Here is a 25,854-nt window from a genome sequence, read left to right as displayed (position 1 = left end):
TCATGGATAGCTCCTTTTATATAAATGTGATCGTTTGACTGATAGGTAAAATATAGTCTTTGTGGGCCCACAAAATAAAATAACGGTACTCAACACCTGCTAACTGGATGGGCCTTGGATAAGTCACAATCAAACCCGCTTGGTTAGCTGTGATGGCAGGCTGATCTTGTGATGGAAGGATTAATCGGGCTTGTTGATGCTGAATGACTTTCTGAACAATTTGAGGTTTTGATCCATAGGGATTACCCGCGTGATAGGCATCAAGCTCTGTTACCTGATCAAGGGATAGATCATCACCTGTTATGGCATCAAAGCTAAAAAAGCCATCTTCATTACCATATCTAAAGCTGTATTTTGAGTTTTTTTGCCAATCACTGGGATACTTAAGAGCAACATGATAATCTTGATCCATATAGTCTTTCCAATCTGAAGTTTCCTGCACGCTTATCTTATGTTTTGAAAGATGTTCATATAAGAGATAGAGCATGAGGTTTTTGTAATAGGCTAACACATAAATCACCCCTCTTCATAACTATTATATGTAAGCCAGTGATTTATGCACCAGTATTTCCTGAATAATTCATGTGTCATTTTACATATCCGTCATTGTTTAATGATTGTTATCGTTACAATTGATGACCATTTTTTTATTGCACAACGTAAAGCTCATAATAGCAATTAAGATAATCGAAGCTACGATGGCAATTATACGGAAAGCATGAAGTAATCCATATAAATCACCCAGTTTACCGATAATCGGAAATAGTATAATCATGAATAGACTAAAAGCCATACTTTGAAAGGATAAGATGGTGGCTCGCTGTTCACTGGGTATCAACCGGTTGATGTAATCACTTGTTGAGACAAAGAAAATGGAATCGATGGCCAATATAAGAATAAGAAATAACTCGGTGTAACCTTTAAATGTGAGACCCCAGAAACAAACAAGTAAGGACAGAGGTAAAATTATAAACAGTCCTTTAAAGCCAACACGTTTTTCAATCTTATAGGTATAAGTAGCTGCAAAGGCTGCCACCAATCCGCCTAAAGCAAGAATAAGCCCAATTTGTAATTCATTTCTACCAACTGATTTCATGTAGTTCTGTACATAAAAGAACACCGTTGTAATAAACGTAGAACAGACTTCAACAGCTAGGATTAAAAAAGCAATGCGAAAATCATGACGAATAATCCTTACACTGGTGATAAATTGGTTAATGAATATCTTGCGTTTGCTAACATGTAGGTTTTTTTTCTCAATGATTGGCTCCGTGAAGGTAAGACTTTGAATAAAGGTCATGATACCGAAAGCTAAAGCTACGAAATACACATACGTATAATTAATGGTACCAAGAAATCCTCCTATAATTAATGCAGCAGAACTGGCACATTGAAAGAAGATTTCTTCTTTACCTTTTATACGCATAAAGGTATTTTCTTCCTTTAATGCCTTTAAGGAGTCGTAGATTAATGCATCACCTGCACCAGATTCTAAGTTGTTGCCAATAGCCGATAAAGCAAAACTTATACCGAATACAAGGCTATTAAAGCCAAGTAACATAGCACATGTACTAATAATAAAACATAGTCGACCAAGAGCTCTCGACATTTTCCTTCCAAAAACATCAGCTACCATACCTGTTGGTATTTCCATGGTAAATGACGTGATATGGTAAACGGATTCCATTAGTCCAATTTCAATTAAGCTTAGACCACGGAATGCAAGATACAACATCCATATTCCCCTGGTCACATTAAAGCTATTTAAAAAAGTAAACACATAATTTTTAGAGACATTTCTTTTTAATTGTTGTAAATAATTCATCATATATTCCTCCATAAGGGTTCGTGTAACAAGGATTAGCATTGTACGGATAAGCTCATGTAAACTAGATCAGTAATGGCCATAGATAAGCATAAGAAATATCTGAAATAAAATAATTATATACACGCAAAAGCTCAGGTAACTTAGTCACCTGAGCACATTTATTTAAATAGGTTATTCTAACTTACTTATACCATTACTATTAAATTTAGACGCACTTATCCTGTATCATGTCGAAAGTGAATATTTCACCAGACACTACAATTGGAAGACGGTCTAAAATTATAGAATGCATAAGTAAATTTTCCATTGTAATACTCCTTGTTTTTTATCTTTATCAGTATATCAAAATTATCATTGGATGTCAAAAAATAGTTTATTGTTGAAATAGTTTGCTTGTATTCCCCTATACTAGTTATTTCATTTCTATAATACACAAAGTTATAAATATATGTTATGCTATATCAAAAGGCTAAAAAGGGGTTGCCATATGAGAAAAGCACATCGTATATTAATTGGATTACATCTTTTTGTTGGTATTGGTGCAATGGCTGGAGGATTAGGTGCTATATTAAGTCCAAATAATCCTATGGGTATGACCACAGAAGCATTAAAAAGTTCACCTTTTACAAACTTCCTAATACCAGGTATATTTTTATTTGTAGTTATAGGTATGGGTAATGTTTTAAGTGCAATTGCATTGTACAGGTTTAAATATGGTAGTTATGTAAGTAATGTTATGAGTTGGATTTTGGTACTATGGATTATCGTTCAATGTATTATGTTAGACGCAATAAATATTTTACATGTTATTTACTTTGTAATAGGCATCATAGAAGCTATATTAGCTTTTGTGATTTTGTATAACCAACGTTATTTTCCTACAAATATTTTGAGACGTTTCATTCAATCATCATAAAATCTTATAAACTTTATAGATAGGAAATGAATCATAGTATCGATATTCCCTATCTATTTTTTATAGTAAAGTATTGTTATACGTACTATATTATCGTATTGAGATCTCCCCAGCCAATGACTTCAATACCTTCTCGGTCAATGGTATTCCATAACGCCTCTTCATAAAACAAACGGTATTCCATGACACGTTTTTCCCATGAAGGATTAATGTGTTTAATTTCGTTACATGGTATAGAAGGATGAATATAGAGTTCAGAGATACCAGGTTTTAGGTGTCTTATCTTATCAATGACCATCTCTTTTAAAGATGCATAGGTTTCATGCTCTTGCATATGGAAAGGATATTCCACCAAATGATCAATGAGTGGCACCCCTTTATGTTGGGCTAATGCACATAAACGTTCCATGTTCTGAACCATGGTAGGAGAGGTATTATTCTGTCTTGTATCCGGTAGGTGTTTTGGAAAACGAAATCCAAGCTGTAAATCACCGCACTTGGAGAACACATGGGGGAGATAACTCTTACCTGTCATTAAACCGTATAGACTGCCCATATGATTATCGATATTATTCAGTGTAATACCTGCTTGGGTTGCTTTATGTATCTGGGCTTCCATCTCATGCATAACGTGTTCTTGGTTACTGTTAGTTTCAAATGCCATACAATCCGTATAAAAGTAGCCGGCTTTATCCATAAGTGATGATGTATCCCTCTGACTAATTGGCCCCCACTTATACTTTTTCCACTCGCTGGTGAACGTAAGGTGTAAGCCAATATCGCATTCGGGATGTTCACGTAAAAATGCAGCAGCTTCTTCAAACCAAGGGCATACTACCATGACAGATGCGGAAGATATGACCTTATCGTGATACATGTTCATGATGGCTTCATTTGCACCATGGCACATGCCAAAATCGTCTCCGTTAATAATTAAATAACGTTTATTCATCAACTAACCTCCTTATAAGATGTAGGGTCATCGTGCTCATCATCTATGGTATCCATGGATTTTTTATAAAACATACCAATGATAAAAGCGATGGATAAGGCCATTAAGGGTAAGCCGACGATTAAGAACTTAAAGGCAAGACCTGGATTCGCACCGGGGTTGTCTCCATTTTTATAACCAAAGAGAATACCGATTAATGCGAAGGCACCCCCCTGAAATACACCGCTTATACGGATGATAAACCCATAGACACTTAGGTAAATACCCTCCCGACGTGCACCTGTTTTCTTGGCATCCCGATCAATGATTTCAGAAGTAACCACTTCACCTGCTACAAGAACACTGCAATACCCAAGTCCCAGTATCATACCCGCTATGATTCCAGAATATAAATCATTGGCAAAAGCTAAAGGTATAATGCTTATACCCATGACGACAATACCCACAAGCCATGTCTTGGAAGCCCCCCATTTATGAATGAGTTTCATCCAGACAAAAACAGATGGAACGGCTATGGCAAAAACAGACGCTGTGAGTAGGGTTGTTTTAGCATCATCCAGTTTTAAGGCGTATTTTGCGTAGAAAGGTAGTCCAGCTAATAATAAACCAAACACCAGCTGAATAAAGGTATAGGCTAAAGAGTACAGCCAAAAAGACTTATTTTGTAATGTTTCTTGAAATGCCTTAAGGAAAGGCAATTTTGGACTTTTAGCAAGCGCTAGGTTTTCGTGACTGCCAAGTACAGAATAGAAAAGTATACTACAACCTACCACACCGAATACAATAGCCATCCATGTAAAACCGATGGCTTTATAAACCATTGGTGTGAGTACGATACCAATAACCGTACCAATGATGGTGAAGATTTGCTTTAAACCGCTGGCACGGGCACGCTTTCTTTTGCCATGAAACAGTTCAGGAAATAGTGCACCATAGTTACCCCATAAGATGGTGGCAAATGTTTCATATAAGAATATGATAACGGTAAAATACCAAAACAACCGATTACCACTAGAAAAGGCATCGGGTACCGTATACACAAGAACAAAAAACAGCAGATAAAAAGGGAGAGCTAACATTAACCATGGCCTTCGTCTACCCCATTTTGTTCGGGTATTGTCGGATAGATAACCAAATAAGACATTGTCAACAGCATCCCATATGGAGAAAATGGTTCGACCGATAGCTGCCAAGCCTACAGCCAGGTTAAGGGTTTCTACATAATAAAAGGTTAAGTAGACGGTAAATGCCTGACTGGGTATTTGCAGTCCAAGCATACCTAAGGCATATCGAAATGTGGATACTTTTTTACTGTTTGTTTGAACAGTATTCATAAAAATACATCATCTCCTTTTTTTGCGTGCAATTAATGGGAATATTACTTACATTCATTATAAGAAAAGAGCTGTTATAAATCAATAGGACTTCCACGAATGTCTCCATATAATCATAGGTTGTCATGAGAGATTACATTCTAATGACAAATAATGAGACCACCTAGCAATCTTCTTTTTAAAATGCTAAAATATGAAATTAAGAATGTTAAGAAGCATTCTTAATGATTAAAAGAATTGATCATTTAACTGGAAGGGGAGTTATATGTTAAAGGATAAGAAAAAAGCTTTAGTCATTGGCTTAAGTCTATTACTGATGAGTGTAATAGGTAATATCTGGTATTATGAAGCACAAAGGATTGATGAGCCTATTGTACTTCAGCATTATTATGAAATCTCACTCAGGCAAGGTGAGAACATGATGGAAGTGTATTATATCACCAATAAAAACGACGGGGCTAAGCTCATAGATATTTATTTTCCAAAATACGATTTACAGATGTATGTTAAACATGATCAAATATACCAATACAAATATTATGATTTACATAACGATTATATGACCTTTTACATCAGTGAAGATATGGAGCAAGCCAACATAGATGACATGATACTTGATGAAGCTGTTGTTACATTTAATAATGGTATAAAACAAACCATCCATATCGGTAAAATCATGGCAGGTGGAAGAAAGGGTTCAGGGCAGATTCATGGTACCATGTCCGGTAGTTCCTCAACTGGCGAAGCTAAAGTGGTATATGAAGTACACAAAGATATAACCATTCATCACATATCAACAAATCTGTACGAAGAATCAAAAGGTCTTGTCAAGATGGCCATGTATACAGATCATGGCAGGGTTCAAGCCAGATCTAACGCAGGAAGCAAAGAAAAAATCCAAGAACAGGAACATTTTCATGGAAAAAATATAAAAACAATACCTTATGTGCCTATAAAAGACATTTCATTACCATTTAAAGCAACAAAATCTTTAGAAGTTTGTACCTATATTCCAGCTCCTGAAGATGAAAGAAAGTTTAACGTCTATAACCTAAGATATGCATTGCACTTTGAGGATGTTAATGGTGACCAGGGCATTGAATATCTATTAAACATCGATTATAGGCCCGATTTTGCAAATCGGTCATTAAAGGATTTCATTAAGAGTAGGGGGAAATAGGATGGGAAAATCGTATCAATATATTTTTTGGGGCATTGTATTTGTATTTATTGATATTAACATGGGTCCTCTTGATATCATGCCGGATATCATTGGTTATTTCTTAATCATAAATGGGTTATCCAAGCTGTATCATTTGACAGAAAATCGAGGATTTTTCATAGCAAAGTCTGCAGGTGTCATACTGACTGTTTTCAGTATCTTTAACCTTTTAGTAAGATTTAGTGGAGGGTTAGAGCATGCACCTATTGTTGGTATGGCTGTGGGAGTTATTGTACAGATGATTCAGCTTGTTATGGTTTTCTATATCTATGAAGGTACCATCACATCATTAGCACATGAAGATCATCACCTGACTGTTAGGATGAAAAGTGGACAAAAGTTATTTGCTTACCTTTATCTGATAACAGCATTTATAACACCGTTTATGCTTAACATAGAAGATACTTATGCAGGAGGTATCATGATCATGTGCATGATAGCCAATGTATGTGCCGTTCTAAGTTGGGCTGCCAACATGCATCGTGCTCATAAGTTTTATCAGGAAAAAGGCGTATAAAAATTGATTCGTTGTTATATTGGACAGTTTATCCCTCATATTATTATATAACGTAATAAGTTTGCAGTCAGTTGTGACATGCTTAGAGGGAGATAGAGTATGAGGTATACCTGTATCAAGATTATATTATGTGTCATATTAGCTATCTTAGTTGCCAACCTTATTTGCCTGAAAAGAACAGATGACCATCTCTTAGCTGTATTTTTTAATCAGAATAATAATCCTTATTTTATACATGTGGATCTTGATACCTATAAAATGTATGTATTTAAGGATAATGAGATTTATAAGGAATATCCTGTTTCTGGGGGAAAACCAAGCACCCCATCCCCTTTGGGTACTTGGAATATTGTCAGTAAAGCCAATTGGGGAGAAGGCTTTGGTGGTTCCTGGATGGGGCTTAATGTACCTTGGGGGAAATATGGTATACATGGCACCGATGAACCTTGGAGTATTGGTAAACCACTGTCCAAAGGTTGCATACGTATGTATAACAAAGAGGTAAAAGAGTTAAAAAAATACATACCCTATGGTACAAAAGTGACCATTGTAAAAGGACCTTATGGACCATTTGGTGATGGGTTCAGAACATTAAAACCTGGGGACACAGGATCAGATGTATATGCCATTCAACTTAGACTACAGGAGTTAGGGTATGATATTGGATGGGTAGATGGGAAATATGGCGAACATATGAAATCCATTATTTTTAAATTTGAAGATGATCAGGGGATACCAAGGACTTTTTATATAACGGAAAGTTTATATGAAAAGTTAGGCTTTACCATGAGTGAATAACATGTTGTGTGTGACACGAACGTCGTTCTATATAGGCTATCGTATGCGTTAGCCTGTATATTTTGCTGTGTCATGAAATTCGTTTTGACAAATCAGCCTATATCCAGTATAGTAAGATTACAACTTGTTATTACAAGTAAATACAAGTTGATCATGAACGATGGGGTGAAAACAGATGAAGATGTTAGCATTTGACTTTGGTGCAAGTAGCGGAAGAGGTATATTAGGTGAGCTAAGAGACAATAAGATTATACTCCATGAAGTTCACCGATTTGATAATGAGCCTGTAAAATTCATGAATCATATCCAATGGGATTTTTTAAGACTGGTTCATGAAATGAAGACATGTTTATTATTATGTAAAGTTAATCATGAAAGGATTAAGAGTATTGGTATAGACACTTGGGGTGTGGATTATGGTCTTCTTGATGGGGATGGCGAATTAATTAGCAATCCCTTTCATTATCGGGATAATCGAACAGATACCACTGTTGAAGCATGTTTTAAATCCATACCACAAGATGAGCTGATTAACAAGAGCGGATTACATTGTAACCGATACAATACCATCTATCAATTATTAGCTGAGAAATATTCAGCCAGTCATCGACTTCTTCATGCAAAAACCATGCTGTTAATGCCCGATTTATTTAATTATGCCTTAACAGGTATCATGAAAGCAGAATATACCATTGCCACAACCACACAGCTCTATGATTATAAAAAAGATGATTGGCATTATGCTTTAATAAAAAGAGTCGGATTACCAACAGGTCTATTCCCAGAAATTATCCATCCAGGCCATGTTATTGGACCTGTTAAAGCGCCCCTACGTGAGGAACTTCATCTTGAAACTTGTCAAGTGGTGAGCGTTGGTAGTCACGATACATCCTCAGCTATTGCAGCGGTACCTGCCCTTGAAGATGATTTTATTTTCATTGCCACGGGTACATGGGTCATGGTTGGTGTCGAGAATGAAGAACTTCTTGTGAACGATATCACCAAAGCTTATGAACTAAGTAATGAAGGCGGTGTGGGTGGAAAGGTAAACTTATTGAAGAACATCATGGGTTTATGGTTGATGCAAGCGTGTAGGAGGCAATGGCAACAAGATGGCCATGCCGTTGGTTTTGAAGACATGGTAAAGGAAGGATTAGAAGCAACAACATCAGCCATCATTTATCCAGATGACCCATGTTTTTACGCTCCTGATAACATGCCAAATAAAATCAAGCAATTCTGTCAGGATACCCATCAAAAAGTACCCGAAACCTTTGGCGAAATGGTACGGGTCATTGAAGAAAGCTTAGCTCTTTGTATCAAACATACCATAAAGGGAATTGAAAAAGCCACTAAAAAAGCGTATAATACAATACATATGTTTGGAGGCGGCATTCAAGATCCTCTCTTTTGCCAAATAGTTGCCAATGCAACAGGTAAGCTGGTGATAACAGGTCCAAAAGAAGCAACCGCCATGGGTAATATACTCTTACAAGCCATTGGGCTTGGTGAGATTAAGGATATAAAAGAAGGGCGAGAAATCGTACGCCATTCCATTGAGATAAAGAAATACATACCAGATCCACAGGCGGATTTTAGGGAGAAATACACTAAATACTTAACAATCATAAGGGAAACATCATGACATATTAAACCATAAGAAAAGATAGTGATGGGTGAGAATAATGACGAAACAACCGAAACACAAAATGCTGAAAGCTTATATCATTGAGCATATAGAAGATGGCTCTTATCCATCCCAAGAGGCTATACCCAGTGAAAATGCGTTATGCAGGCAATTTAATACCAGCCGTGTTACCGTAAGAAAAGCAATTGATGCTTTGGTCATGGAAAACTACCTGTATCGCTTGCAAGGGGTTGGCACTTTTGTTCAAGATAAATCCCTCAGGCTACAACAAGATACGCCCAATAGAATTGATATTATCTTTCACGATAATAACTTTTTATTCTCCGAGTTTAACTCCAATATTATACAAGGAGCAGAAAAAATCCTTCAACAAAGTGGTTTAACACTTGCCACTTACTATGCCATGAATCAAGTGAATAATCAATATGATAAAATACAAAATGCTATAAACGAAGGGGCTAAAGGTATTATTCTGTGCGGTTGTTTAGAAGATGAAAGGGAAACCATGCTAAAAGCATTCACCAATGCACCCATACCCATCGTGTGCATTGACAGATATTTTGAATCCCTTCCCTTTGATGCCGTTATTGGCAGAGATTACGAAGCCGGCTATGAAGCTGGACAGATATTTGCCCAAAAAGGCTATCAACACATCGGCTATTATTATCCTTATGCCATTGAATCTTCGGTATCTAAAGGTCGTGTAGAAGGTTTAATAGCAGCCTTAAAAAATCATCAAATACAGATAATTGAACCATGTCTCATCCGCCATACCAAGTCAACGAAACATCACATGTATGATTATCATCAAATAAGTAAAGACATCCAACACTATCTTCAAAGACATCAAGACCTGGATGCCGTCCTAACCTTCAACGACATAACAGCCCTCTTGTTCTACAAAGAAGCTTCCCGACTAGACATCCGCATACCCCTAGACCTAGCCCTAATCAGCTTCGGCGACTTCTACATCGATGCCATCTTTGAAGTAGGCCTCACATCCTTCAATCAACACCCCTACAAAATGGGTGAAGAAGCAGCCAAAATCATCATCAACCGCCTCATCAACCCATCCAATCAAACACGAAAGGTCATCCGCATTGACTATGACCTCATAAAAAGAAACTCATGCGGATGACAAATAATCTACCCCCTGAAAGGAATAAAATCGTATTTCTTTAAACTCATTAAACGGTTTTAACCAACTCAAACGTGGCAAGACTCAAAAAACCATATCGTGTCATCATGATCGACTTTTACAGCTTGTTGCCATTCCTATAAAACAAATCAAGCAACAAATGTAACGAGAGTGAATGATGACACGATATGGTTTCACTAAACTACCGTTGTCCAATCTTTTGCTACATAAACCAAATCCATAAAATAAAATACGAATAACCAACCTTACGACGTTTTCTTCTTCTTCCTTCTCCTCTTCTTAGCAGCAGGCTTTTTCACATACTTATTCAATTCTTTCTCCAACGTCTCCAATGAACAAGCCGCTTCATGCAACTGAATGGTTTCCATAGATGATTTGAAATTACCAACAAAGGTATCATAATCATTTTGAAAACTCAGTAACCGTTTCTTGGTTAAATCCAAGGCTTCCTTAAAATGTTCCAATTCCACAAGAGCGTTTTTTTCTATTTCAAAAGCATGGATTTCTGCTTCTTCCAGTATAGTCATTGATGCCATATGGGAGTCCACTAAAGCAGTTGAGATATAATGTTCTTTTGACTTGTATTGATCAATAACAGCTTCCAGTTCATCAATATAAGCTTGGACCTCTTCTGGTGCATAGCCTCGTTTGCTAATTTTGAACGATTTCGTCATTAGAATACCTCCCATTCCTGCGTCACTTTATTATTGTAGCACTAATTAAGAATGAAGGCAATCCTGTTCCATAACAAACTAGGCATTGGTTTTATTTTTGTTCAGTTTAAAGCGCACATAGATTTCCTCTGCAATAAAAATAATAAAAGGAATCAGCATATTTGCAACAAAAGCATAGGGCACGTAAACCTCTTTGAGGAATGGATGAAAAGATAAAAAATCATAGAAAGTGAGATAACCAAGTATGGCTAATAGTAGGCTGATAGGTATAACAAAAGGCTTAAAAGATTTTAGACTAAAAATGTGTTGAAAACTAACAAGGGCTGAGAAGTAAACAGCTGCAATCTTAATAAAACCTACATAGATAAAAACTAAGAGGAGCAGCATTTCAAACCGCTGAAAAAATGTCCCAATATGGAGCCTTCTTAACGTCATATATGGGGGAAACATAGAAGATGCATAAGCGTCTTTTCCAATAACCAGAAGGGTATCTACTGTCATGACCAATAATAAAAGAAAACCTAATAATGTACCAAAGGTAAAGACTTTATAATACGATTTTTTCTTAGAAAAATTATTAAAGAGTAATAAGAAAACAAAGGTTTGGGTCATGGGAAACGCAAGGATACTCATGCTGCCACTTATTAGAGGCTTAAAGCCGTCATACATAACTGGTACAACGTTAGTCAGCTGTTTAATGGGTGTTAAGAAAGTAGTTATGAAAACAAACGTGATGATGGTCAGATAAAGATAGAGTTCAGACCAACGGGCATATACTTGAATACCGCTTTTTAGGATTTGAATTAGAAAAATGGTAATCAGTGTCATAATAATCATTTCAGGTGTTAAATTAAGGTCCACAATAAAAATAAAGTCTTCAAACAATTTAATTAGATGTGCTCCAACAAAAATGGCATTCCATAGAAAAAATACCCCAATGATTTTGCTAATTACTTTCCCAAAAACCATATCCGTAATTTCTAAAATATGTTTACCTGGGAAATTGGCTAGCATTCTAGCATACATCAACTGAAAAGGAAGAGCTATAAGTGTAGCCAAGATTAAGGCAATCCATGCATTTTCACCAGCATCTTTCCCAATGCCTGTAATCATAGCAGTGCCTAATACAAATAGAGCAATAACGCTAATGGCTTGCCTTTCAGTAACAACATGTTTTTTCATCATTTTTACCTCTTTTAATGGATTCTAGACGCAACTACCAAAATTTAATAGCAAAAGATAAATTACGTTCAATTAAGCCCAATAATGTCAAGATACATAGCACCATAACCACTAAGAAAAGACCCAAATAGATCATAACAACTTTTGATTTGCCTTCTTTCTTATACAAGATAAAACATTCAACACCGCCCAATAAAGCATACAGTACCAAAAGACTTAATGTCATGTTATCACCTAGCTTTCATGTTATGGGGTTTGGTAATGATCTGCTTAAATAAACTGCTTCCATAGATTTTTATCTCCACATCCACATCCACATCGATGCCTTGAAAAATATTATGCCAGTTATTCGCTATATCCCGCCAAAGGTTAGGATTGACATCTTTGACGGTTTCACCAAAGCTGAATATATCGCTTTTAAATTCTTTTTGTGCTCTTACAATAAGTGCTTCAATATTCTTTTTAATATCTTCTGAAGCGGCTGCGATTAATTTCTTTTGACCCTCTGTACTGGTAACGATAACATGATTGTTCATGATTTCAGCAATCATGACATTCAGATGAACCTTGATACGTATGGTGATTGAGCCGTCTTCATGAAAATCGGGAAGTATGTCAGCTTTGTTATTGATGACTTCAAGGGTAACCTTAGATGTGTTATGGTCATCATGATAGATAATGGGTATTATACTGCTGCTACCTTTACCTAACATTAAAAGTAATATCTTGGATTCATCTCCACTAAGGGTACCTGTCATGACATTATTATTAAAAACAGCAGAACCTTCAATATGAGCGGTTTTACCTATATCTGATGATACCTTGCTGATGAGGGGGACGATGCCATCACTGCCCTTTTCATTGATGCATTTAACCAGTTCGTACATCTTAGCAGGGTAGAATTTTGCAATGTTCTTAGCATTACTTGTGGCATCTTCAATATAGGATACCAATTCTTTATAGGAAATACCATGTAACACATCCGAGGCTGAAAAGTTAGGCGTGGCCACAAAAATCCACATGTCTTCACGGCTTTCAATATCCCGCATAAAAAGATCCAGCACTTGGGTGATGCCTTCGCGAGCAATTTGTTCACTTACAATAATGTAATTAAGATGACCAAAATAAACTTTTTTACCATTTTCTAAGATCAGGTTTCTAACGGCATCAAAGATAGTGAGTCCTTTTGCATTCACCAAAAAGTGTTGAAGGGTACCTTCTGTTGGATTTTCTGTTGTGGCTAAAAGGAGTTTTCCTGTAATTTCATAATGATTATCCAATTTATCAATGGCAATGCCCTCAATTAAGGACATATCGCTAATTTCTCGATAATTCCAACAAGATGTGCATAGGACAGAGAGTGTCGTTATTAAGAGCATAAGTAAAAGGAATCTCCATGTTTTCATCGTTGCTTTAACCTCTTTTTTCGTAGTCGATTGACCCGATAGTCAATTAGGTTTTTATAGCTGTTATTAATGTTCCACCAAGGCATACGTAATTGGGTATCTTCAATATTCATCTTGTCCAGATTGACATAGAAAGTCATAAAATCCACACCAAAGCTTTTAATATTCATTAAATGCATGGTGACACTCATGACCCCAAAGATGTAACCGTATAAACCAAAAATGGTGGCTAGGACCAACAAATAAAACCTTATGATGATCACAGCTTCAAGTGCTTTTGGCAATGCAAGACTGGTAATACCTGTAATGGCAGTAATGATGACAATGGGGGCACTGATAATTCTAGCTGTAACGGCAGCTTCACCCAGTACAAGAGCACCAACAATACTGATGGTTTGACCAATACTCAGTGGCAAACGATTCCCTGCTTCTCGAAGAATCTCAAAGGTTAGTAGCATGATCCCTAATTCGATAAAGGATGGAAAGGGAACACCCTCCCGGCTGGCAAGAACACTAACCAATAGATGGGAAGGCAATAATTGCTGGTGATAGGTGAAAAAAGCAATGTACATAGCAGGTATACTGGTTGATAATAGAAAACAAATCATCCGTATAAGACGGTTCAAAGTGGCAAACCAAAAATGACTATAATAGTCTTCATTTACTTCAAACTGCTCAATAAAAAGATGCGGTATACTGAGTACCCTTGGTGACCCATCAATGATAACGAGAATTTTCCCTTCTAACAGCTTAGAGGCAGCCACATCTGGACGTTCTGTTGATCCAATGGTATTAAAAAAGGTATAGGTCCGATCTTGAATATATTCACGGACATACTCTGTTTCTAATATAATATCCACTTCAATGTCCTGTAATCTTTTTTTAACTTCTTTTAAAATTTGATGATTCACAGCACCTGACATATAGGAGATGCAAACCATGGTCTGTGTAATCTTACCAATGTGCATCATTTCAAATTTCAAATCAGAGTTGCGGATACGTCTTCGAATATACGAGGTGTTAATGATGAGGGATTCTGTAAAACCTTCCTTAGGACCTTTCGTAACCCTTTCTGAATCCGGTTCTGTGGTGGAACGTCTATCATACCCTTGAGTGTCCATGATGATGACTTTATCACAAGTATCCACCAAAAGAAGGGTAAAGCCGTAATTAATTTTTTGAACAATCTCTTGCACATCAGATGTAATACTGTGGTCACAGACCGTCAGAACTTTTGTTGCAATGTAATTCAAAAGCTCCTCACCTTTTAATGAACGGGCATAATCGGTCAGCATCAGTTGCTTGACAATATTCAGTGTTACATTTTCCATGTCAATCATGGCATTCATGTACATTAAGCAAAATCTTAAAGGATCATTTTTTGCTTCAAAAGTTCTTGACTGAAGTAAATCATCATGCTTAAACAATTGTTTGATCTTCATTATATTTTTATCAATATGGGTGGTAAACACGTGTATCAACCCTTACTTGTTTTTGAAGTGTACGTCACATATCCATAAAGGACAAGTCAGTTGATTTTATTTTTTTCCATTATGTACTAAAATATACATGTTTTGCAAAGGAATAAATGATGAAGAGTATTCTAATGCGTATTAAAATGCTCTATTAAATAGCCTACGATTATTCCATATGGTGTATGAAAATAGGAAATAGTCAAAATGAATTGAGATTGTTAAATAATTATTATTTTTACTTGACAATTATTATTAATAACGGTATGCTATATGTAAATCCAATATTGTGTAGAGAAGGATTTACTGATATATTAAAAGAATAGAAATGATTCACATGTAGGAGGTTAACGGTATGAACACATTGAAAATCACAGATGCAGTCACGTATGTGGGTGTACAAGATCATGACTTAAGGGTATTTGACATTATTATGCATACAGAATTCGGTACGAGTTATAACGCTTACGTTGTTCAAGGGTCAGAAAAGACAGCTGTTATTGAAACGGTCAAGCTTAAGTTTTTAGACGCATTTATCGACAAGTTAACATCAGAAATTAATGTAAAAGACATTGACTATATTATAGTAGACCATACAGAACCGGACCATGTGGGTTCAGTTGAAAGATTGTTAAAAATATCACCAAATGCAAAGATTGTGGGGTCAGCAACAGCTATACGTTTTCTAAAAGCTATTGCTAACACAGAGTTTGAGAGCATCATTGTAAATACGGGAGATGAAATTAGCCTAGGTGATAAAACATTACAATTCATATCTGCACCTTTTTTACATTGGCCAGATTCCATGTATACGTATCTAAAGGAAGATAAAGTTCTTTTTACATGTGATTCCTTTGGTTCACATTATGCCCATGATGACGTACTCAGCTCTAAGATTACCCGTCATGAGGATTATATGAAAGCATTAAAGTACTATTTTGATATGATTATGGGACCTTTCAAACCTTATATGCTGGATGCCATAGCTAAAATAGAAAATTTGGATATTGATTACATATGTAATGGTCATGGTCCAGTCCTTGATGATGACCCTATGGCGATTGTAAGACAATGTAAGCAATGGTCCACAGAAGAGAATCCGAATCATAAAAAAACAGTTGTGGTACCTTATGTGTCTGCATACGGTTATACCGGTGAATTGGCTCAGGAGATTAAAAAGGGTATTGAGTCCAGTGGTGATATCCAGGTTGAATTATATGACTTGGTGACTGCGGATCAAGGGGAAGTACTTAGCAGAATCAAATGGGCTGATGGTGTGCTCTTTGGCTCCCCTACCATTAATGGGGATGCTTTACCACCTATTTGGCAATTACTCATGAGTCTGTCACCTATTGGCAGTGATAAAAAAGTGGCGTCGACCTTTGGTTCTTATGGGTGGAGTGGTGAAGCTGTACCGAATATAGAAGCACGCCTTAAGCAGTTAAGAATGAAAGTGGTAAAAGGTTTAAAAATTAACTTCAAACCCAATAAAACAGAACTAGAAAAAGCCTATCAATTTGGAAAAGAGTTTGGGGGTTGTGTCTTGGATCATTCAAAGGTTGTAAAAGCGACGAAAGAGAAAAAAGAACGGGATAACGATGATGTGGATGGTGAAGTGAAATTATGGCGCTGTATCATATGTGGTGAAGTATACGAAGGTGTAGAACCTCCTGAAATCTGCCCTGCTTGTGGTGCAACTTCCGAGCAATTTGAAGTCTATCAGGAAGAGAAAGTGGCTTATCAATCCGAAACAAAGGAAAACATCGTCATTATAGGAAATAACGCAGCAGGTACTGCGGCTGCAGAAGCCATTCGGCAGAGGAATGAGAGAGCTAGTGTCCTTGTGATTGATAAGGATCCCAGTCAAGCTTATTATCGCCCAATACTATCCGACTATATCAGTGATAGTCATGATGAAGCCTACTTCTACTTACACGATGAGGCATGGTATGATGAACATGCTATTGATTTAAAGTTGGGAGTGGCTGTGACAAAGATAGAGAAAGAGGCTAACCGTGTGTTACTGGAGAATGGCGAAGCTGTCATTTACGATAAATTAATATTAGCAAACGGTAGTCATAACTTTGTACCCCCTCTAGCGAACATTAACACAAAAGGTGTCTTTACGATTAAAACCAAGAAAGATGCTGAGGAAGTAAAAGCCTATGCAAAGCAATGTAAGAAGGTAGCTGTAATTGGCGGTGGGTTATTAGGATTAGAAGCTGGATGGGAACTAAAAACATTGGGCCTTGATGTAACCATCGTTGAGATGGCACCGAGCATATTGCCTAAGCAATTGGATGAAGAAGGCTCACGCATTTTTGAAAAAGGTATTTTAAAAACAGGTATAAAAGTCTACAAAGGTGTCACAGCTAACGCGGTTCTGGGTAAAGACCATGTAACAGGTGTACAGTTGGTTAACGGCACCATGATTGATGCAGATATGGTCATTGTATCCGTGGGCATTAGAGCCAATGTACAGCTAGCAGATGAAGCTGGTATAGGCATTAATCGATGTGTTGTGGTGGATAACCATATGGCAACAAATAGCGATAACATCTATGCTGCTGGTGATATAGCTGAATATGATGGTATTAACTACGGTATCTGGCCGGAAGCCATTGAACAAGGTAAAGTAGCAGGTGCTAATGTTGTGGGTGATGCAATCACCTATACCAATATTGTACCGAGTAATGTATTTAACGGGATGAACATGAATGTGTTTTCCATTGGGGATTTAGGTAACAAAGACGATGTATCCTATAAGACCATTATGCAAGAAGATATGGAAAACATCACTTACAAAAAAATGTATTTTGACAATGGTAAGTTTGTTGGAGGCATCTTAATTGGTGATGTGTCCGGTTCTATTCACATGATTAAAGGTGTCAAACAAGGACTAAGTCTTAAACAAATGGTTGGTAAAGTGATTTTATAAAACCTATACAACATTCTCCTTTTAGGAAGCGGATGAGATATGCAACATATCTAATTCGCTTTTTATTTGTGTAATCTTCAATTTTTTTCATGTGATTAGCACAAACTATAGAGAGTTACACTTATACTTTTGACTTAATATCTTAAACAAGCTTAATGGTATAACACATGACAACGAGATGAACATAAAGGAGATGTCACCCATGTTTGATAGTTTACTATGGCTCCCAGAGTCACAATATAAAAAGATTCATCCCCAAGTGATTGAAGACCTGAACTTGCATCGCTTATATGACCGATTAATGGACATAAGTGAAGAAAATGAAGCCCTTATTTATAAAATCTGTATGGATGAAGAAACCATTCGCTATCGGCAAGCCATCTTAACAGATTTTATGGATTCGCCGGATTTTATTAAGGATTTGGAAATGAATCTGAAAGAGTTTTATGATCTCCAATCCAGAAATAGCAAGGTCACAGAAACACATTCCAATTTCTATTACTTAATTGATCTTGTGATGACAGTGGATATGTCCATAAGATGCGCTGAAAATTTACGCCAAACCTTGCTGTATCATCAGCCAACATCCCAAGGCTTATTGGGGTTGCTGGAAAATGTAGAGCATCTCATACAAGAAAAAGAGTTTAAAGCCATGAAGCAAGATCTTAAAAATATACAACATATCTTTCGTCAAATAAGAGGGCTGGAAGTATCCATTAATATGTCACCAGTTATGCGTGCTTACGAAGCACAAGTAACCCATATCACGGACCATACTTTTCGTTATCCAGGGGTTTTTCGAAAAGTTGCAACAATGTCGGACAGCGGGTTACAGTTTATGGGCAGGTACTTAAAACGCTATGATGCTGTTTTTAATATGGGTAAAGTCCATCTGGATCTTATGGATGAAATGGAATACGGTTTGAGAGAGCATAGGGACATCTTATTAGAATTTTTGGAGCGTTATCGTAAATTGGATACCAAGCCATTTGTGAGCCTATTACAAGAAGTGACCTTTTACAAGGCCAGTTGTGATCTCTTAAATACGCTAAGAAATCAGAATCTGCCCATTTGTAAACCCCAGATATTAGATGCATCCAAACGCACCATGAGACTTAAGGATTGCTATAATATAGCCCTAGCTATTCATGACCAAGAGAGAAGTGAGGAAACAGAAGCCATTATCTATAATAACATGAACATGGATGAAGATGGGCGTATCATCATCTTAACAGGTGCTAATCGAGGCGGTAAAACAACCATCACCCAAGCCATTGGTCAGATACAGATATTTGGTCAATTAGGGCTGTTAGTACCAGCACAAGAAGCAGATTTGAGTCTGGTAGATGGTGTATTCACCCATTTTCCAGTACTTGAAAAAGAAACGGTCCATTTGGGGCGCTTTGGTAAAGAATGCGAAGGCTTTAACCGTATCTTTAAACTGGCAACATCCAAAAGTCTATTACTATTGAACGAATCCTTTTCAGGAACAAGCTATCTCGAAAGCTTAAAAATTGCTGAAGAGGTGGTAAAAGCAGTCAAGTATAAACGCATGCGCATGATTTATAATACCCATCTCCACGAGTTAGCTACCCATACCCGTATACTCAATAAAGAACTTAACAATGATACACCTATTGTCAGTTTAGTTACAGGATTCCAGAACGGTCATAATACGTACAAAATCTATCAAGGTAACCCTTTAGGGATGAGCCATGGTATTGAAATTGCTAAGCAGCATAAGGTAACCTACCATCAATTAATTCGTCGATTGGAGGAGAAGGCGTAATGGACAATGTAAAAGAAATGAGCTTACTATGGACAACACCCGAGGATACTTATTTTCAATTAGAAGATAAAACGGTGGATGATTTGAATATGACTGCTGTATTTGACGATATAACGCCTACGTTAACAAAAGACATGATGGCCTTGTTACAAAAAATCCCCACCAGTATGGATACCATTAAGTACCGCCAAGGGATTATGCGGGATTTTGTGGAGAATGGGTTGTTACTGGATGGGATGAAAGTGAACATGGAAAAACTCATTAAAATGAAGCATTTAATTAAATATTCTTTTCAAAGTGAACCCAATATGTACAACCTATTATCCCGCATGGATGAAGTATGGGAAGTCATGTCTGTCACAGAGACATTGCATCAGCTGCTGCATGACGCAAACCTACATTCAGAGGGCTTAATCCGCATCGAGAAGTTATTGTACGATACCATTCATGGTCATGTGTATGAAGATTTTAAAGCAGATATCTGTCAGATTCGGTCCATGGATGAGGGGATACGTTGTGTCAAAATAGGGATTAATCTTGATGATTATTTAAAACCTCGAGAAGTGATGCTGCTTTCTGTAGAAGAGGAAGCCTTTAAATACACCCGGAAAATGAAGAAAACACGTAAGATCATGAGCATTGGCTTGAATCAAATTAAAGCCATACCAAGGAAAATATTTGCGCCGGATAGTTTGGCTTTACCCGATGCACTCAATAACTTGGAGTTAGTCATTGCACCTGCCATGAAAGCACTGATTGACTTTTGTGATGGTTTTAATACCATCTTGCTGGATATCTATGAACCTATTCTCACAGAGCTCATGTATTATGATATGGGTTTACACATTTACAGAAAAGCCACAGAGCATCATCTAGTATTATGTCAACCTGAATTAATAGATGCAGGGCAAACAAAAATAGAAGGTCTCTATAACCTTAATCTTGCTTATACCTTAATGCATAGTGATAAACTTCGTGATATGGTGGATAATGATTTTACCATGACCCACGGCAATCTGTTTATTTTAACAGGAGCAAACCGAGGAGGCAAGACCACTTTCACACAGAGTATCGGTCAGATTTATTGGTTCACACAATTAGGGTATTATGTACCAGCAAGAGGCGCATACATGGAAGTGATAGATGGTCTTTTTACGCATTTTCCTACAACAGAAGTAGAGACCATCTATAATGGGCGGCTAGGGGAAGAATGCGAAAGGTTTTCATCCATTTTTTCTAAGATGAGCGCCAGAGGACTTCTATTGATGAATGAGTCTTTTGATGGTACAAGTCATACGGAAAGTTTAATGATTGCTATGGATACCTTAAAGGCCATTGGACATCTAGGGGCTTGTGTTATATTCAATACCCACCTTCATGAATTAGGAAAACGTGTACAGGAGCTTAACGAAGGCTTGTCAAGAGCTCGGGCCATAAGTTTAGTTACCCATCTACACCGTCAGCAGGAGGCATTTAAAGTTTTTGAAGGTATTCCAGAAGGTAAAAGTTATGCCAAGGACATTGCTGTCAAGTATGGAGTAAGCTATGAACAACTGGTGGAGTTTCAATCATAAGCAGGCATTTTGTACAGCGTTACTATTTCTTATTTACAAATATCCTCACATATGGTACAATCTTATGAGTTCTAAAAGGGAGTAACTGTGACTTAGATCATGAATAGCGTCAACATAATGGAGAAATCCTGGTTCTATTCGCTTTAGATTAAAGGCTAAAGAAGTGAGACTTTTAGATTGGCATATTCCGTATGCTAATCTTGAGTTTGACTTCTTTTTTTATTGACGCTTTTCTTAGGTGCATCCAGTTGCTTACATAAAAATTAAAGCGTAAACAGGAGGACATGATGTTAGTAGAATTTATTCAGGCATTTGGGTTAATTTTTATCGCAGAAATGGGGGATAAGACACAGATTCTTGCTATGGCATTTGCCACAAAGTATAGCGTAAAGGCAGTATTAGTGGGTATCGGTTTAGGTTCATTATTTAACCATGGTTTAGCCGTTGTGTTAGGCAGTTACTTGTCAAACTTTATACCCATTTCAACCATTCAGATGGTAGCAGGATTTGCATTTGTTGCATTTGCCTTATGGACGTTGCAAATGGAAGAAGACCATAAGGAAGAGAAAAAAATGAAGAAATCTTTTGGTCCCATTATGACCATTGCCTTAGCATTTTTTATTGGGGAGTTAGGGGATAAGACCCAATTAACAGCCATTACCTTATCTGTGGACGCTGCCTATCCAGCAATTATTTTAATGGGAACTGTAATAGGTATGCTTGTGACAGGGGGATTAGGTATTTATGTGGGCAGGAAAATAGGTGATAAAGTGCCTGAATTAACCATTAAATTAGTGGCAGCAAGCATCTTTATGTTTTTTGGATTAACAAAACTTTATGGTACGGTACCAAAACAATATGTCAACTCCATATATGGAATTGTTTTTATAATCCTGATTGGGGTAATTGCTACTGTACGGGTTAAAAAATTATGGAAGATGCATAAAAGTCTAAACGCTAGTAAATATGTAGGTACATCCAAGCGTTTACAAGAATATTATCAAATGATGGATCAGGATATTAAGAATATTTGTCTTGGTAACAGATATTGTGGTGACTGTCAGAGAAGTGGTTGTGTAGTGGGAAGAACAAAAGCATTAATTAAACAAATGGAAGATTGGGACCAGCATATTTTAGTTTATGAAGATAAGAAATTAGAAGTTCTACGGGATGCAAAAAAAGAGCGTGTCTTAGAAGCGCTCGTAACAACTCTTAGGATATTAAGCAATGAACAGATTAAGCATAAAGAACTTAAGACCATCCATCAAATAAGACAAAACTTTGAAAAAATCTTATGGGGGACAAGTATCGATGTATTTACCAGTCTGAGAGCTTATAGAGAACAGGTAAAGGCCATTGCTCCTGAATTAGTCTGTTCACTGGATACAATGTTGGAAGACACATAAGGCAATGGCTTTTTATAGGGTGTCTGAATGTTTTATTTCTAAGGATTATCCATTAAGATGTGAAGCAATATCACAACCTTTAACCCCATAAGCCTTACCGTGAGAACAAAAGATGGATGTAGAGGTATAATCTTTATCAGCATCCTTGTTATAGGCGAGACGCGTAATGACTTCTTCTGTGTTGTGGCAGTTATCATAGCCTGCATAGATAAAAGAAACATGCCCTTTACCAGAAGTAAAAGAGGCTAAAGCAGTTGGATAGTGCATAGCTGTTGAAACAGGAACAAGACCTGTTATGATGGTATAGTTTCCACTTGTAACAGGTGGGTCAAATGTACCATCCATGGACGTTATATCCGTCATGACTCGTCCAGAAAGGGTTTGCTCAACTTTTATCCGAAATCTGTAGTAAGGCTCTAATAAGATGGCTTCCACTTGTTCAATACCCTGCCTCACGGCTCGGAAGGTAGCTTGTCTAAAATCACCGCCGCTGGTATGTTTCACATGGGATTTGCCTGAAGTGAGGGTAATGTGAACATCGGTCATAGGGGAACCGGTTAAGATACCTTTTTTACAAGCATCGGGTATATTTTTCTCACAAAGGCGCTGCCATCTTGTATGCAATGTATCCACACGACATGTTGTTGAGAAAGATATCCCTGAGTTACGGGGACGGGGTTCTATATCCAGTTCAATTTCTGCATAGTGTTTAAGGGGTTCAAAATGTCCAAAACCATGGGTTTTGGTATGTATGGTTTCTTTATAGAGGATTTCTGGGGAACCAAAGGTAATGGACTGGTTAAAACGTTCTGCAATAAGTGAAGTCAAGATTTCTAATTGTATGGTACCCATGACTTTAATATGCATTTCCCCTAGTGTCTCATTCCATAGAACATCCAGAGCAGGGTCTTCTTCTGTCAGCAGCGTAAAGATATGTAAAATCTCTTTCGGATGTACCTTCTCGTCATAGATAACTTTTGCTTGTAACGTGGGTATAAGGGAATAGCGTTTGTCATCTGGCAGGTTACCGATGCCTTCACCAACATAGGCATGATTTAAGCCTGTTACAGCAATTAACTGATTAGCCTGTGCGGATTCCACCGTGGTATATTTGGTACCGTGATAGAGACGAATCTGGTTGATTTTTTCAACGCGTTTTTCGCCATCTTGAAGGGTATGTTCAATGGTATCTTTTACATGTAAATGACCAGAATCAAGCTTAATAAAGGCTAACTTATGACCAGCCTCATCATGACGTATTTTATAAACACGGCCACTTAACACAGCATCATTCAACGCATGGTGTTCCGTATGTAGAAGGTCTTCTAGAATATCCAGCAGCGGCTTGATGCCCACACCTTGCAAAGCACTTCCACATAAACAAGGAAACAGTTGACCTTCATTAAAATGCCTTCCGATGACAGCCTTTAACTGATGCAGCGGTATTTTTTCATCATTAAGATAGCGTTCCATCAGTGTGTCATCACGTTCCGCTGCACACTCAATAAGTGATGTGGTGGGTTCGTTCAGTAAATTGTCGATACATTGTTGATCCCATGAAGGCTTTGTTAAGAGCACCACATCTTCTGTAAAATGTTCTTTTATATCCTGTATAACACCAGAAAGGTCAGCACCTACACGATCTAATTTATTGATAAAGAATAGGGTGGGAATCTGATATTGCCTAAGTAATTGCCAGACGGTTTCTGTATGACCTTCAATGCCTTCCACAGCCGAGAGAATAATCACGGCATAATCCAATATACGAACAGCTCTTTCCATTTCTGTAGAAAAATCCACATGGCCAGGGGTATCAACCAGTTGGAGTGTCATCTTACCATAAGTGGTTACTGCTTGGTCAGAAAAAACGGTGATTCCCCGTTCTTTTTCAATGGTATGGTAGTCAAGAAATGTATTTTGCTTATCCACACGGCCAGCTTCACGTATGGTATGTGTATGATAGAGTATTTGCTCAAGTAAGGTGGTTTTACCAGCATCCACATGAGCAACCATGCCAACGGTCTTATACATGTATATCGTGTCCTTTCTCATGATGCACAGCATGTTTTAGGCGATAATAAGTAGGTGAGAGATGGTACATTTTTTTAAAAGCTTTGGAAAACGTTAAGGCATCTTTGTAACCTACAGAACATGCAATGGCATGTATGGATAAATGGGTAGTTTGCAATAAAAAGCATGCTTTCTTAAAGCGGTAATGCATCATGTATGTTTTAGGAGATTGCTTGAGTTGCTGCATAAAAATTTTATAGACGTAACTTCGGTCTATGCCTAAATACTTGGCCAAATCCCTAATGGTTAAATCTTTGTAATAATGATTATGGATGTAGCGTAACGCTTCATATAAATAGATTTTGGGGATGCTTTCTCTGTGTAAGGATGCATCTTTGCTTACGTTATGACGAATGAGTGATCCGATAATCATATAAGCCAGTCCTGTTAAGAAGACTTCTTTTCCCTGTCCTAATAAGTTCAATTGATTAATCTGGTTAAAATAGTCAGTAAGTTTATCATCTTGATAATAATGAAAAATAGGGTTATGGCTGGATAATCCCGTTTGATTAAGGATAAACTTGATATCATCCCCATGAAAACCAATCCAAGCATAGTGCCAAGGATCGTCGTCATCAGCTTGATAATAAGTCACTTCATTTGGGCAGATAAGAAAACCTTCATGTCCTTGAAGATGGTAGGTTTTATCTTTGGTTTTAAAGATACCACTGCCATGAAGTATATAGTGAATGAGATAATTATCCCGAACAGCAGGACCATGATAATGACCACTGCTACATTGTTCTTCACCGTAATAATCCACTTGAAGATGGTAGGAGCTTTCGCTGGGACCCAATATATTTTCCATAGGCTTCACCTGCTTATGTTTAAGATTCATTGGTTTGTAAGTCAATAAGTAACGTCATGCTTTATCACTATCATACCCCATAAGGTCCTTGATGAAAAGCAAAAAATAAAAAAGATAGACAGCTATTGTCACCAAAATACCATATGCTTGATACAAAATAC

At 37.2% G+C, this 25,854-nt stretch carries 21 protein-coding genes; 10 read left to right on the top strand and 11 right to left on the bottom strand.

The annotated features are described in order from the left end of the window. Positions 1 to 16: 16 nt before the first annotated feature. Together HZI73_RS20865 and HZI73_RS20860 are read right to left on the bottom strand one after the other, a co-directional pair. Positions 17 to 511 carry a peptidase M56 gene (locus HZI73_RS20865; protein WP_212695292.1) on the bottom strand — a complete coding sequence of 165 codons (495 nt, stop codon included), beginning with the start codon at positions 509 to 511 and terminating at the stop codon, positions 17 to 19. Positions 512 to 610: 99 nt separating this feature from the next. Continuing rightward, complete coding sequence (locus tag HZI73_RS20860) at positions 611 to 1,828, bottom strand: MFS transporter (protein ID WP_212695291.1); 1,218 nt, start codon at positions 1,826 to 1,828, stop codon at positions 611 to 613. Positions 1,829 to 2,315: 487 nt separating this feature from the next. Here HZI73_RS20860 and HZI73_RS20855 point away from each other — a divergent pair, with 487 nt between their 5' ends. Next, positions 2,316 to 2,744, top strand: a complete 429-nt coding sequence (locus HZI73_RS20855; protein WP_212695290.1) for a hypothetical protein — start codon at positions 2,316 to 2,318, stop codon at positions 2,742 to 2,744. 85 nt (positions 2,745 to 2,829) lie between these two features. Here HZI73_RS20855 and HZI73_RS20850 read toward each other — a convergent pair whose 3' ends face one another. Beyond that, entirely contained in the window at positions 2,830 to 3,696 is an 867-nt protein-coding gene (locus HZI73_RS20850) for a polysaccharide deacetylase family protein (RefSeq protein ID WP_212695289.1), read from the bottom strand. Then, a complete protein-coding gene (locus HZI73_RS20845; RefSeq protein WP_212695288.1) occupies positions 3,696 to 5,030 on the bottom strand; it encodes an MFS transporter in 1,335 nt (444 codons plus the stop codon). Before HZI73_RS20845 ends, HZI73_RS20850 begins: the two co-directional genes overlap by 1 nt. 265 nt (positions 5,031 to 5,295) lie before the next feature. On the opposite strand from HZI73_RS20845, the gene HZI73_RS20840 reads away from it, so the two are divergent. The 5 genes from HZI73_RS20840 to HZI73_RS20820 all read left to right on the top strand — a co-directional run bounded on the left by HZI73_RS20840 (position 5,296) and on the right by HZI73_RS20820 (position 10,353). After that, positions 5,296 to 6,210, top strand: a complete 915-nt coding sequence (locus HZI73_RS20840) for a hypothetical protein (protein ID WP_212695287.1) — start codon at positions 5,296 to 5,298, stop codon at positions 6,208 to 6,210. A 1-nt stretch (position 6,211) separates the two neighbouring features. Next, positions 6,212 to 6,769, top strand: coding sequence for a hypothetical protein (locus tag HZI73_RS20835; protein ID WP_212695286.1), 558 nt, complete (start codon positions 6,212 to 6,214; stop codon positions 6,767 to 6,769). Positions 6,770 to 6,868: 99 nt separating this feature from the next. After that, positions 6,869 to 7,567 (top strand): L,D-transpeptidase family protein, encoded by a 699-nt coding sequence (locus tag HZI73_RS20830; RefSeq protein WP_212695285.1) that lies wholly within the window; start codon positions 6,869 to 6,871, stop codon positions 7,565 to 7,567. 175 nt (positions 7,568 to 7,742) lie between these two features. Continuing rightward, positions 7,743 to 9,212 (top strand): rhamnulokinase, encoded by a 1,470-nt coding sequence (locus tag HZI73_RS20825; RefSeq protein ID WP_212695284.1) that lies wholly within the window; start codon positions 7,743 to 7,745, stop codon positions 9,210 to 9,212. A 40-nt stretch (positions 9,213 to 9,252) separates the two neighbouring features. Further along, on the top strand, positions 9,253 to 10,353 hold the full coding sequence (locus HZI73_RS20820; protein WP_212695283.1) for a GntR family transcriptional regulator: 1,101 nt from the start codon (positions 9,253 to 9,255) through the stop codon (positions 10,351 to 10,353). Positions 10,354 to 10,619: 266 nt separating this feature from the next. Here HZI73_RS20820 and HZI73_RS20815 read toward each other — a convergent pair whose 3' ends face one another. The 5 genes from HZI73_RS20815 to HZI73_RS20795 all read right to left on the bottom strand — a co-directional run bounded on the left by HZI73_RS20815 (position 10,620) and on the right by HZI73_RS20795 (position 15,078). After that, a complete protein-coding gene (locus HZI73_RS20815; protein WP_212695282.1) occupies positions 10,620 to 11,048 on the bottom strand; it encodes a hypothetical protein in 429 nt (142 codons plus the stop codon). Between the two features lie 78 nt (positions 11,049 to 11,126). Continuing rightward, positions 11,127 to 12,233 (bottom strand): GerAB/ArcD/ProY family transporter, encoded by a 1,107-nt coding sequence (locus tag HZI73_RS20810; protein ID WP_212695281.1) that lies wholly within the window; start codon positions 12,231 to 12,233, stop codon positions 11,127 to 11,129. 31 nt (positions 12,234 to 12,264) lie between these two features. Next, on the bottom strand, positions 12,265 to 12,456 hold the full coding sequence (locus HZI73_RS20805; protein ID WP_212695280.1) for a hypothetical protein: 192 nt from the start codon (positions 12,454 to 12,456) through the stop codon (positions 12,265 to 12,267). 4 nt (positions 12,457 to 12,460) lie between these two features. Next, positions 12,461 to 13,636 (bottom strand): Ger(x)C family spore germination protein, encoded by a 1,176-nt coding sequence (locus HZI73_RS20800; RefSeq protein WP_212695279.1) that lies wholly within the window; start codon positions 13,634 to 13,636, stop codon positions 12,461 to 12,463. Further along, positions 13,633 to 15,078 (bottom strand): spore germination protein, encoded by a 1,446-nt coding sequence (locus tag HZI73_RS20795; RefSeq protein ID WP_212695278.1) that lies wholly within the window; start codon positions 15,076 to 15,078, stop codon positions 13,633 to 13,635. The genes HZI73_RS20800 and HZI73_RS20795 overlap by 4 nt, the downstream gene beginning before the upstream one ends. A 385-nt stretch (positions 15,079 to 15,463) precedes the next feature. Between HZI73_RS20795 and HZI73_RS20790 the strand changes: the two genes are divergently transcribed. The 4 genes from HZI73_RS20790 to HZI73_RS20775 all read left to right on the top strand — a co-directional run bounded on the left by HZI73_RS20790 (position 15,464) and on the right by HZI73_RS20775 (position 22,815). Continuing rightward, positions 15,464 to 18,046 carry an FAD-dependent oxidoreductase gene (locus tag HZI73_RS20790; protein ID WP_212695277.1) on the top strand — a complete coding sequence of 861 codons (2,583 nt, stop codon included), beginning with the start codon at positions 15,464 to 15,466 and terminating at the stop codon, positions 18,044 to 18,046. A 202-nt stretch (positions 18,047 to 18,248) separates the two neighbouring features. Then, positions 18,249 to 19,835 carry a MutS-related protein gene (locus HZI73_RS20785; RefSeq protein ID WP_212695276.1) on the top strand — a complete coding sequence of 529 codons (1,587 nt, stop codon included), beginning with the start codon at positions 18,249 to 18,251 and terminating at the stop codon, positions 19,833 to 19,835. Continuing rightward, on the top strand, positions 19,835 to 21,409 hold the full coding sequence (locus HZI73_RS20780; protein WP_212695275.1) for a MutS-related protein: 1,575 nt from the start codon (positions 19,835 to 19,837) through the stop codon (positions 21,407 to 21,409). Before HZI73_RS20785 ends, HZI73_RS20780 begins: the two co-directional genes overlap by 1 nt. 284 nt (positions 21,410 to 21,693) lie before the next feature. Then, complete coding sequence (locus HZI73_RS20775) at positions 21,694 to 22,815, top strand: TMEM165/GDT1 family protein (RefSeq protein ID WP_212695274.1); 1,122 nt, start codon at positions 21,694 to 21,696, stop codon at positions 22,813 to 22,815. Positions 22,816 to 22,860: 45 nt separating this feature from the next. Here HZI73_RS20775 and HZI73_RS20770 read toward each other — a convergent pair whose 3' ends face one another. Together HZI73_RS20770 and HZI73_RS20765 are read right to left on the bottom strand one after the other, a co-directional pair. After that, the gene (locus HZI73_RS20770; protein ID WP_212695273.1) at positions 22,861 to 24,846 is read right to left on the bottom strand and encodes an elongation factor G; all 1,986 of its coding nucleotides are present in this window, start codon (positions 24,844 to 24,846) and stop codon (positions 22,861 to 22,863) included. Next, on the bottom strand, positions 24,839 to 25,693 hold the full coding sequence (locus HZI73_RS20765; protein WP_212695272.1) for an AraC family transcriptional regulator: 855 nt from the start codon (positions 25,691 to 25,693) through the stop codon (positions 24,839 to 24,841). Before HZI73_RS20765 ends, HZI73_RS20770 begins: the two co-directional genes overlap by 8 nt. Between the last annotated feature and the right edge of the window lie 161 nt (positions 25,694 to 25,854).

It is taken from the genome of Vallitalea pronyensis (assembly GCF_018141445.1).
GTDB classification, from domain to species: Bacteria; Bacillota; Clostridia; order Lachnospirales; family Vallitaleaceae; genus Vallitalea; species Vallitalea pronyensis.
The sequence above is the reverse complement of the archived record's forward strand: the minus strand, read 5'-3'. Positions and strand labels throughout refer to the sequence as shown.